Genomic DNA, 10,587 nt, shown 5'->3' with positions numbered 1-10,587 from the left:
CCAGCCTTTTTCCAGGACAAAACCTCGGATGTCGCCGGCATCATCCTTGGCCCAGACCACGAACACGTCAGCGATCGGGCTGTTGGTGATCCACATCTTGCTGCCGCTCAGGCGATAGCCACCGTCGACCTTCTTGGCGCGGGTGATCATCGAGCCCGGGTCGGAGCCATGGTCTGGCTCGGTCAGGCCGAAGCAGCCGATCCATTCACCGCTGGCGAGCTTGGGCAGGTACTTCTGCTTGGTCGCCTCAGTACCGAATTCGTTGATCGGCACCATGACCAGCGAGGACTGCACGCTCATCATCGAGCGGTAGCCGGAGTCGATACGCTCCACTTCCCGGGCAATCAGGCCGTAGCACACGTAGTTCAGGCCACTGCCGCCGTACTGCTCGGGAATGGTTGCGCCCAGCAGGCCGACTTCGCCCATCTCGCGGAAGATCGCAGGGTCGGTCTGCTCGTGACGGAAGGCCTCCAGCACGCGCGGGGCCAGCTTGTCCTGGGCGAACTGATAAGCGCTGTCACGCACCATGCGCTCTTCTTCAGTGAGCTGTTGGTCGAGCAACAGCGGGTCGATCCAGTTGAAGCTTGCTTTACCGGCCATGAGCGAATCCTCGAGAAATGGGACCAGAGTTGTTGTGCATTGATCCTAGGCCCGTTCAAGCGACGAGACAAACGAGGATTGCGCATGCTCTTGTGATAATTTCTCACTTCGTAATGGCCGCAAAGGCCATCTTTACGCCATATTAGTGAGGTTGATGTACATGCGGCGCAAGATCCCCAGCACAGCGGCCCTGATCTGCTTCGAGGCCGCCGCCCGCCACGAGAGCTTTACCAAGGCTTCCCAGGAGCTGTCCCTGACCCAGGGCGCCGTATGTCGGCAAATCGCCGGGCTGGAGGAGTTTCTCAATGTCGAACTGTTTCGCCGCTCGCGCCGCGGGGTGAAGCTGACCGAGGCCGGGCTTTCCTATAGCCGCCGGGTCGCCACCCAGCTCGATGCAGTAGAACGTGACACCTTATCGGTGATGGGCCAGCAGGGCGCCAACGTCATCGAACTGGCAGTGGTGCCGACCTTCGGCACCCAATGGCTGCTACCCCGGCTCAAGGACTTCCAGCAGCGCCACCCGGAAGTCACGGTCAACCTGACCAACCGCACCCGGCCATTCCTGTTTGCCGATACCAGCTTCGACGCGGCGATCTACTTCGGCGATGCCGACTGGTCGGGAACCGAGTCCCACCGGCTGATGGGCGAGAACCCGGTGCCGGTGTGCAGCCCGGCATTGCTGGCCGCTAACCGGCAACTGAGCCCCGCGCAGATCGCCCAGTTGCCGCTGCTGCAGCAGACCACCCGGCCCTACGCCTGGCGCCAGTGGTTCAACAGCCTGGAAATGAACGTCGCTCGTGACATGACCGGCCCACGCTATGAGCTATTCTCGATGTTGGCACAGGCGGCCATGCACGAGATGGGCGTGGCACTGATTCCACCCTTCCTGATCCAGCGCGAACTGGCAGAAGGGCGCCTGGTGGTGGCCAGCCCGCATGCGCTGTCGAGCATCAAGGCGTATTACCTGATGATCCCTGAGCGCAAGGTGGAGTCGGCTTCGCTGCGCGCTTTCCGCGATTGGCTGGTAGGGGAGGCGGGCCGCTACGTCGCAGCCCATAAGGATGACAGCTACAACCTGACCCCGTAGTCAATAAAACTGAAACCCTACAGATATAAGGAAATGTCGCATTTAGGCCAACTGTTTCAGGCACCCCCTTAAAAGCCCTTAACCCTGCTGTTTATGCGGCCTTCACAGCATAAATCGCGCTTTCAGCCAGGCATTCAGCAAATTCGGCGGAAAATTTTCGAATTTTGCCGTAATCTCCCTGAAGCCCGCGCTTGGCGGGCTCCAGGCCTGTTATTGCGACATTCGGTCACAGGGTGACTTGTAGTTTGATTGCCGTCACCCTTCAAAACTGGTTGAAGCGATTCAGGAATCACCTGCAAAATGCCGCGCCCCGCCTGGATTCGGCGGGATCGTGCTGATCGGCCGCCCCAGCGCACCATCCGCAGTGCGCTGGTTTACCAACAAAAGATCACGCAGGAGAAATGACGTGCACATTGGTGTTCCTCTCGAAACGCAGACGGGCGAAACACGGGTTGCTGCAACCCCGGAAACCATCAAGAAACTGATTGGCCAGGGGCATCAGGTCACCGTCCAGAGCGGCGCCGGCATCAATGCCAGCGTTCCGGACAGTGCCTATGAAGCAGCAGGCGCCACTATTGGCAGCGCTGCCGATGCGTTTGGAGCTCAGCTGGTTCTCAAGGTTGTAGCCCCTGACGATAGCGAACTGGCCCAGATCAAGAGCGGCACCGTGCTGGTGGGTATGCTCAATCCGTTCAACAACGAAACCATCGCCAAGATGGCCGAGCGCGGCATCACCGCCTTTGCCCTTGAAGCGGCGCCGCGTACCTCGCGGGCGCAAAGCCTCGATGTGTTGTCGTCGCAGGCCAACATTGCCGGTTACAAGGCAGTGTTGCTGGCGGCTCACCACTATCCGCGCTTCATGCCGATGCTGATGACCGCTGCCGGTACTGTTAAGGCCGCGCGCGTGCTGATCCTCGGTGCCGGTGTAGCCGGGCTGCAGGCTATCGCCACAGCCAAGCGCCTGGGTGCGGTGATCGAAGCCTCGGACGTGCGTCCGGCGGTGAAGGAGCAGATCGAGTCGCTGGGCGCCAAGTTCATCGATGTCCCTTACGAGACCGATGAAGAGCGCGAGTGCGCCGAAGGTGTCGGCGGCTACGCCCGACCCATGCCGGCCAGCTGGATGCAGCGTCAGGCCCTGGCGGTGCACGAGCGCGCCAAGCAGGCCGATATCGTCATTACCACCGCACTGATCCCTGGCCGCAAGGCTCCGACCTTGCTCAGCGCCGAGACCGTGGCGCAGATGAAACCCGGCTCGGTGGTCATCGACCTCGCCGCAGCCCAGGGTGGCAACTGCCCGCTGACCGTCGCCGACCAGGTGGTGGTGGAGCAGGGCGTGACCATCGTCGGCCCGACCAACCTGCCAGCGCAGGTCGGCGCGGACGCCTCGGCGCTGTATGCACGCAACCTGCTCGACTTTATGAAGCTGCTGTTCGACAAGGACGGCGCGCTGACGATCAACCTCGAAGACGACATCGTCGCCGCGTGCCTGATGTGCCGCGACGGCCAGGTCATCCGCAAGAACGGATAAGGAGCCAGACAATGGAAGACATGCTGATCTCTCACGGCGTCTATAACCTGATCATCTTCGTGCTGGCGATCTATGTCGGTTACCACGTGGTCTGGAACGTCACCCCGGCACTGCACACGCCGTTGATGGCGGTCACCAACGCCATCTCCGCCATCGTCATCGTCGGCGCCATGCTGGCTGCCGCGCTGACCGTCACGCCGCTGGGCAAAACCATGGGCACCCTCGCGGTGGCCCTGGCAGCGGTCAACGTATTCGGCGGTTTCCTCGTCACCCGGCGCATGCTGGAGATGTTCAAGAAGAAAGCCCCAGGCAAGGGCGCAGCGAAGCAAGAGGGGCAGAAGTAAACATGAGCATGAACCTGGTAACACTTCTCTACCTTGTCGCCTCGGTGTGCTTCATCCAGGCACTCAAGGGCCTGTCGCACCCGACCACCTCGCGGCGCGGCAACCTGTTCGGCATGCTCGGCATGGCCCTGGCGGTGATCACCACCGTCGGCCTCATCTATAAGCTGGGCGCAGAGCTGGCCACCGATGGCATCGGCTACGTGATTGTCGGTCTGCTGATCGGTGGTACCGCCGGCTCGATCATGGCCAAGCGCGTTGAAATGACCAAGATGCCCGAACTGGTCGCCTTCATGCACAGCATGATCGGCCTGGCCGCGGTGTTCATCGCCATTGCCGCGGTGGTCGAGCCGCAATCGCTGGGCATCGTTGCCAGCATCAGCGACCCGATCCCTACCGGTAACCGCCTTGAGCTATTCCTCGGCGCCGCCATTGGTGCGATCACCTTCTCAGGTTCGGTCATTGCCTTCGGCAAGCTCTCGGGCAAGTACAAGTTCCGCCTGTTCCAGGGCGCACCGGTACAGTTCAGCGGCCAGCACAAGCTGAACCTGGTCCTGGGCCTTGCCACCATTGGCCTGGGCCTGGTGTTCACCTTCACCGGCAGCTACAGCGCTTTCGCCCTGATGCTGATCCTGGCGTTCGTCATGGGCGTTCTGATCATCATCCCGATTGGCGGCGCCGACATGCCGGTGGTGGTGTCGATGCTCAACAGCTACTCGGGCTGGGCGGCAGCCGGTATCGGCTTCTCGCTGAACAACTCAATGCTGATCATCGCTGGCTCCCTGGTCGGTTCGTCTGGTGCGATCCTCTCGTACATCATGTGCAAAGCGATGAACCGTTCGTTCTTCAACGTGATCCTCGGCGGTTTCGGCGGCGCGACAGAAGCGGCCGGCCCGGCCGGTGCCAAGGAAGCCCGTCCGGTGAAATCCGGCTCGGCCGACGACGCCACCTTCCTGCTCAGCAACGCTGACACCGTGATCATCGTCCCCGGCTACGGCCTGGCGGTGGCCCGTGCCCAACACGCGCTGAAAGAGCTGACCGAGAAGCTGACCCACAACGGCGTGACCGTGAAGTACGCGATCCACCCGGTGGCGGGGCGCATGCCCGGGCACATGAACGTACTGCTGGCCGAAGCCGAAGTGCCATACGACCAGGTGTTCGAGATGGACGACATCAACTCCGAGTTCGGCCAGGCCGACGTGGTGCTGGTGCTGGGCGCCAACGACGTGGTCAACCCGGCGGCGAAGAACGATCCGAAGTCGCCAATTGCCGGCATGCCGATCCTCGAGGCGTTCAAGGCCAAGACCATCATCGTCAACAAGCGCTCGATGGCCAGCGGCTACGCCGGCCTGGATAACGAGCTGTTCTACCTGGACAAGACCATGATGGTCTTCGGCGACGCCAAGAAGGTCATCGAAGACATGGTCAAAGCGGTCGAATAAGCCGTTCAAACTGCTGTGACAAATAGCCCCAGCGCGGTACCGGCTGGGGCTTTTTCATGCCCGGCCAGCCGACAGAAGGCTCTATTTCAGGGCTTCGCATTCGACCTTGGTCGCGGGACGAAGCCAGGCGAAAACACTAGACTGCGCATCTAGCTTTAGTAGCCCGAGATAACAATCCATGTACCGTGATCGTATCCGCTTGTCCTCCCTGCACAGCAAGGTAATGAGTGCGGCTGATGCCGCTGGCCTGATCGAGGACGGCATGACCGTCGGCATGAGCGGTTTTACCCGCGCCGGTGAAGCCAAGGCGGTGCCCCATGCACTGGCCGAACGCGCCAAGCAGTCGCCACTGAAAATCAGCCTGATGACCGGCGCAAGCCTGGGCAACGACCTCGACAAGCAACTGACTGAGGCCGGCGTGCTGGCCCGGCGCATGCCGTTCCAGGTCGACAGCACCCTGCGCAAGGCGATCAACGCCGGCGAGGTCATGTTCATTGACCAGCACCTGTCGGAAACCGTCGAGCAGCTACGCAACCAGCAGCTCAAGTTGCCGGACATCGCGGTGATTGAAGCGGTCGCCATCACCGAACAGGGCCACATCGTGCCGACTACCTCGGTGGGCAACTCGGCCAGCTTCGCGATTTTCGCCAAACAGGTGATCGTCGAGATCAACCTGGCGCACAACGCCAACCTGGAAGGCCTGCACGACATCTATATCCCGACCTATCGTCCGACCCGTACGCCGATCCCGCTGGTAAAAGTCGATGACCGCATCGGCAGCACCGCAATCCCGATCGACCCGGCCAAGATCGTCGGCATCGTCATCACCGAGCAGCCGGACTCGCCGTCCACCGTACTGCCGCCAGACGACGAAACCCAAGGCATCGCCAACCACCTGATCAACTTCCTCAAGCAGGAAGTCGACGCCGGGCGCATGACCAACAAGCTCGGCCCGCTGCAAGCCGGTATCGGCAGTATCGCCAACGCGGTGATGTGCGGCCTGATCGACTCGCCGTTCGAAGACCTGACCATGTACTCCGAAGTACTCCAGGACTCGACCTTCGACCTGATCGACGCCGGCAAGCTGAGCTTCGCCTCGGGCAGCTCGATCACCCTGTCGACCCGCCGCAACGCCGACGTCTTCGGTAACCTGGAGCGCTATAAGGACAAACTGGTCCTGCGCCCGCAGGAAATCTCCAACCACCCTGAAGTGGTCCGCCGCCTGGGCATCATCGGCATTAACACCGCGCTTGAATTCGACCTGTACGGCAACGTCAACTCCACCCACGTCTGCGGCACGCGGATGATGAACGGCATCGGTGGCTCGGGCGACTTCGCCCGCAACGCGCACCTGGCGATCTTCGTCACCAAGTCGATTGCCAAGGGCGGGGCGATTTCCAGCGTGGTGCCGATGGTCAGCCACGTCGACCATACCGAGCACGACGTCGATATCCTCGTCACCGAGCAGGGCCTGGCTGACCTGCGCGGCCTGGCGCCACGCGAGCGTGCGCGGGTGATCATCGACAACTGTGTGCACCCGGATTACCGCGAGGCGCTGAACGACTACTTCACCCGCGCCTGCGAACGCGGCGGCCACACCCCGCACATCCTGCGCGAAGCCCTGGCCTGGCACGAAAACCTGGAAGAAACCGGGCGCATGCTCGCCGGCTGACCTGCACAGTGACCGGCCGGTTGTGCGCAATGCCAACCGGTCGGGTAACTGATTTATTTATCCAGACAAAAACTGTTCTACTGTACCGGTGATTTCACCGCCATTTTTCATCCTCTTGTCCCCTCTCTGATCAAAAATGCACCATTTCAGTGCTGACCAGTACAGTTGCGCCTATTCCGAGTGCAACAGTCGTCTAAAACAGTTAACTGGCCCATCACAATGTAGGTGAACTGTATCTACTGTTATGGACGACAGAGGAGGATCATTGGCATCAGTTAAATCACTACCTAATGCCGCCACAAGCGGAAGGATGACATCATGGAACGTACCCTCAGTTCCGATCTGGTTTTCGAAAACACCGCCGAACAATCCAAGGCCTCGCTGCCACTGCGCCTGCTGGCCAACCTGATGCTGTGGCAACGCCGCATTGCCAGCCGCCACCAACTGGCTCGCCTGGACTCGCGTCTGCTGGCTGATGCCGGTATCAGCGAAGCACAACGCTACGAAGAGCTGAGCAAGCCTTTCTGGCGTTAATGCAGGGCTCGCCGGCCAAGGCCGGCACCACGAATTCCCCAAAACCCGTCGCAGGTGACTGCTGACGGGTTTTGTCGTTTAAAGGCCCGGAATAGAGCGGCTGAACAACATACCAGTACAATTTTTAATTTAATTAAATTGACAGGTACAGTTGATAAATCTTGCTACGATCCGGTCCAAGCCGCGGATTACACCCGCGTGATACCCTTAACGTACCCAGCTTGGTAAAAAGTAGCGCAACAAGCTGAGCGTGCGTCTGACATAAGAACCACCAAAAGCCTATCCAGGAGATCGACCATGTTCCATTCACGCTTGTTTGGCGCCGCGCTGCTGCTGGCCCTGGCTTCGACTGCCAACGCCACCAGCTTCGTCGTCACCACCGATACCGTCGTTCGTGGTGTTGCCGCCTCCACCGATGCCACCTCCGATGTGTCGTCCTCGTTCCGTGACGACAAGATCGTCCAGGCCGCCCGTGACGACGCTGCCAGCTTCGTTGCCAGCCACGGTGACATCCGCGGCGCGAAACTGGAGAGCGCTTTCGCCCACATTCGCCAGCAGACCCCAAGCCTGCAGGCCAGCGACGCGCAACTGGCACAGGCCATCCTGGCGCTCTGAAGCCGCTCGTTCCCGGCCGTGCATGTAACAACGTGCAACTAAGCCGGGCCCTCTGCGCTGGTCCTCACCGGCGCATTGGGATAGCCTTTGCCGCCTGATTCAGCTGCCGTTCGAGACCCATGCGTTATCTGTCATTGCTGTTGCTCGTGGTGTGCTGGAGCAGCGCCGCCCAGGCGCTGGACCTGACCACCAACAACCTTGTCGTCAGTGGTTACGTCACCAGCAAAGTGACGTCGGTGCCCTTCGATCGCAAACTGCTGCTGGCCGCCCATGACGATGCCGCCGCTTTTGTCGCCAGCGATGGCCGATGGCGGGGCGCGCGCCTTGAGGCAGCACTGCAGCAGTTGCGCCAGGCCAACCCGGAACTTCATGCCAGCGACCTTGAACTGGCACAGGCAATTCTCGTCCAATGATTACTTCTGTTCTCCCGGAGATGCTCCATGCGTAACCCGCTGATTGCCGCCACCCTTGGCCTTCTGCTGTTGGCCGATGTGGCCCAGGCACAAACCCTGGTGGCCACCAGCAACATCATCGTTCGCGCCTTTGGCCGCTCGATCGACTTCACCTCCGACACCACCACCTCGATTCGCGACTCGAAAGTCGTGCGCGAAGCCCGCGATGATGCCGCCAGCTACGTCGCCAGCCGTGGCGAGATCCGTGGTGCGCAACTCGAAGCCGCCTTCGATACCCTGCGCCAGCGTGTGCCAGAAGCGCGCCAGGCCAGCGACCAGGTGCTGGCTGAAGCCATTCTCGCCCTGTGAAGCCAATGCGTGCCTGGCTGCTGGGCTGCCTGCTGATACTGTGCGGCAGCCCGGCACTGGCCGACCTGCAGTTGGTGCTGCAGGCCGATGGCATGAGCCCGCAGCAACAGCGGGCCAGCCAGGCATTGCTGGATGAAGCCCTGCAGGCCCTGCCACCGAGCTTCAAGACTCGCCTTGACCGACGTATCCAGGTCAGCTGGAGCAGCCGTATGCCGGCCGATGCCTATGGCCAGGCGTCGCTGGTTTCCACCCTGGAGCTCAACAGCCGCCTGCTGCCGGGCCTTGCCGATGGCAGCGCTGCCACCCAGAAGACCGGCCGCCCCCACGGCACCGTGCGCCAGGAGTTGCTGGCCACCGTCCTGCATGAGCTGACCCACATCTATGATCGCGCCCGTTTGTGGCAGGGTGCCGAGCGACAGCTGATCACCCGTTGCACCCGACAGCAGAACAGCCAGGGCAAAATCGGCCTGCCTGAGCAGTGCCGCGGCCAGACCGAACGCCGCTTTACCCTCAGCGACGATCCGCGACTGCTCGACCTGGCCGGCTGGCCGCAATATGTCGGCCGCCGTGGCGAGCGCGAGCAGCACAACCGCCAGGTGGCGCGCAGCCCCGACAGTTATGAGCTGAGCAGCCCCAAGGAATTCATTGCGGTCAACATGGAGTACTTCCTCCTTGACCCAAGCTTTGCCTGCCGCCGCCCGGCCTTGCAGGCCTACCTGAAAGCCCATTTCGATTGGGCACCCGAACATCCAGCGTGCCCGGGCGCCTTGCCGTTCCTCAATGCCGGCAACGACTTTGCCAAATCGCCGCTGGGCGAGATCGACCCCGAGCGCGTCTACGCGGTGGATTACCTGCTGGCCGAAGCCAATCAGAACTGGGTCAGCCGTTGGGGCCACAGCATGTTGCGCCTGGTCATCTGCGCCCCCGGGCGCCCACGCGGGCCGGACTGCCGCCTGGACCTGGACCAGCACCTGGTGCTGTCGTACCGGGCGTTCGTCAACGACGTGCAGCTGTCGAGCTGGGACGGCTTGACCGGCGCCTATCCGTCGCGGCTGTTCGTCTTGCCACTGGCGCAGGTGATCGACGAGTACACCAAGACCGAACTGCGCAGCCTGGCCTCGATTCCGCTCAAGCTCAACCGCGACGAGCTGGAAAGCCTGGTGCGCCAGGCTGCCGAGATGCACTGGAGCTACGACGGCAACTATTATTTCCTGTCAAACAACTGTGCGGTCGAAACCCTCAAGCTGTTGCGCAGCGGTACTGCCAACCCGCGCCTGAATGACCTGGACAGCATCGTCCCCAATGGCTTGCTCGAAGTGCTCGAAGGTCGCGGCCTGGCAGATGTCAGCGTGCTCGACGACCCACGCGAGGCGCTGCGCCTGGGTTACCGCTTCGACTCCTACCGTGACCGCTACCAGGCCATGTTCCTGGTGCTGAAAAAACAACTGCCGATCAAGCAGGACAGCGTCGAAGCCTGGCTCGAGCAATCGGCCGAGCAGCGCCAGCAGTGGTTTGCCCAGGCCGACCTGCGTACCAGCGCAGCCTTGCTGCTGCTTGAACAAGCCAGCCTGCGCCGCCAATTGCTGCTGGCCCAGGACGAGGTCAAGCAGCGCTACCTGAGCGGGCGCGAACGCAACGACGCCAGCGTCGGCAAGGCCAACAACACCCTGCAGCAGATTCTCGCCAACAGCGGCTTTCTCAGCCGCCCGGCCGAACTGCTGGGCAGCAGCGGCTACGGTCTGCCCCAGGCCAGCGAGCGCGAGAAACTGCTGAGCGAAACCCGCCAGCGGCAAAAACAGCTGCAAACCCTCAGTGCCGACCTCGACAAAGAGGTGCGGGCCTTGCTCGGCCCGGACCGCGCCGCGCAAATCAAAGCGGTCGAGGCCAACATCAAGCAGGTCGGCGAGCACCTGCGCGCATTGCACAAAGCCGCAGGCGGGCTGCAATTGCCCTGAGCCGGTGGTTGACTTTGTAACTGTCTGTGCCACTATTTCGCCGCTATAAAAA

The 10,587-nt window shown here is 61.7% G+C and carries 11 protein-coding genes (1 of these 11 running past the window's edge); 10 read left to right on the top strand and 1 reads right to left on the bottom strand.

The annotated features are described in order from the left end of the window. Positions 1–600, bottom strand: the 5' portion of a protein-coding gene (locus ACZ9A3_RS24505) for an acyl-CoA dehydrogenase (protein WP_045200593.1). 582 nt of this gene lie to the left of the window's left edge; 600 of the gene's 1,182 nt are visible here — the first part of the coding sequence; its start codon is at positions 598–600; the stop codon falls past the left edge of the window. Between the two features lie 160 nt (positions 601–760). Here ACZ9A3_RS24505 and ACZ9A3_RS24500 point away from each other — a divergent pair, with 160 nt between their 5' ends. The 10 genes from ACZ9A3_RS24500 to ACZ9A3_RS24455 all read left to right on the top strand — a co-directional run bounded on the left by ACZ9A3_RS24500 (position 761) and on the right by ACZ9A3_RS24455 (position 10,535). Then, positions 761–1,687: a LysR family transcriptional regulator gene (locus ACZ9A3_RS24500; RefSeq protein WP_476253211.1), complete on the top strand. Its 927-nt coding sequence runs from the start codon at positions 761–763 to the stop codon at positions 1,685–1,687. A gap of 406 nt (positions 1,688–2,093) precedes the next feature. Continuing rightward, on the top strand, positions 2,094–3,215 hold the full coding sequence (locus ACZ9A3_RS24495) for a Re/Si-specific NAD(P)(+) transhydrogenase subunit alpha (RefSeq protein ID WP_010222584.1): 1,122 nt from the start codon (positions 2,094–2,096) through the stop codon (positions 3,213–3,215). Between the two features lie 11 nt (positions 3,216–3,226). Beyond that, positions 3,227–3,559: an NAD(P) transhydrogenase subunit alpha part 2 gene (locus tag ACZ9A3_RS24490; RefSeq protein WP_038997786.1), complete on the top strand. Its 333-nt coding sequence runs from the start codon at positions 3,227–3,229 to the stop codon at positions 3,557–3,559. Positions 3,560–3,561: 2 nt separating this feature from the next. Next, positions 3,562–4,998, top strand: a complete 1,437-nt coding sequence (locus ACZ9A3_RS24485) for an NAD(P)(+) transhydrogenase (Re/Si-specific) subunit beta (protein WP_045200595.1) — start codon at positions 3,562–3,564, stop codon at positions 4,996–4,998. A gap of 178 nt (positions 4,999–5,176) precedes the next feature. Continuing rightward, positions 5,177–6,670, top strand: a complete 1,494-nt coding sequence (locus ACZ9A3_RS24480) for an acetyl-CoA hydrolase/transferase family protein (protein WP_045200596.1) — start codon at positions 5,177–5,179, stop codon at positions 6,668–6,670. A 318-nt stretch (positions 6,671–6,988) separates the two neighbouring features. Continuing rightward, positions 6,989–7,204 carry a DUF1127 domain-containing protein gene (locus tag ACZ9A3_RS24475; RefSeq protein WP_010222590.1) on the top strand — a complete coding sequence of 72 codons (216 nt, stop codon included), beginning with the start codon at positions 6,989–6,991 and terminating at the stop codon, positions 7,202–7,204. Positions 7,205–7,501: 297 nt separating this feature from the next. Then, on the top strand, positions 7,502–7,819 hold the full coding sequence (locus tag ACZ9A3_RS24470) for a DUF2388 domain-containing protein (protein WP_045200598.1): 318 nt from the start codon (positions 7,502–7,504) through the stop codon (positions 7,817–7,819). A gap of 119 nt (positions 7,820–7,938) precedes the next feature. Then, on the top strand, positions 7,939–8,232 hold the full coding sequence (locus tag ACZ9A3_RS24465) for a DUF2388 domain-containing protein (RefSeq protein ID WP_195885395.1): 294 nt from the start codon (positions 7,939–7,941) through the stop codon (positions 8,230–8,232). 27 nt (positions 8,233–8,259) lie between these two features. Continuing rightward, entirely contained in the window at positions 8,260–8,580 is a 321-nt protein-coding gene (locus ACZ9A3_RS24460) for a DUF2388 domain-containing protein (protein ID WP_010222593.1), read from the top strand. Then, complete coding sequence (locus ACZ9A3_RS24455; protein WP_156160228.1) at positions 8,577–10,535, top strand: DUF7844 domain-containing protein; 1,959 nt, start codon at positions 8,577–8,579, stop codon at positions 10,533–10,535. The genes ACZ9A3_RS24460 and ACZ9A3_RS24455 overlap by 4 nt, the downstream gene beginning before the upstream one ends. Positions 10,536–10,587 lie beyond the last annotated feature (52 nt).

The organism is Pseudomonas sp. TE4620, assembly GCF_056279045.1.
Note: the sequence above shows the minus strand (reverse complement) of the source record. Positions and strands in the feature narration are given on the sequence as shown.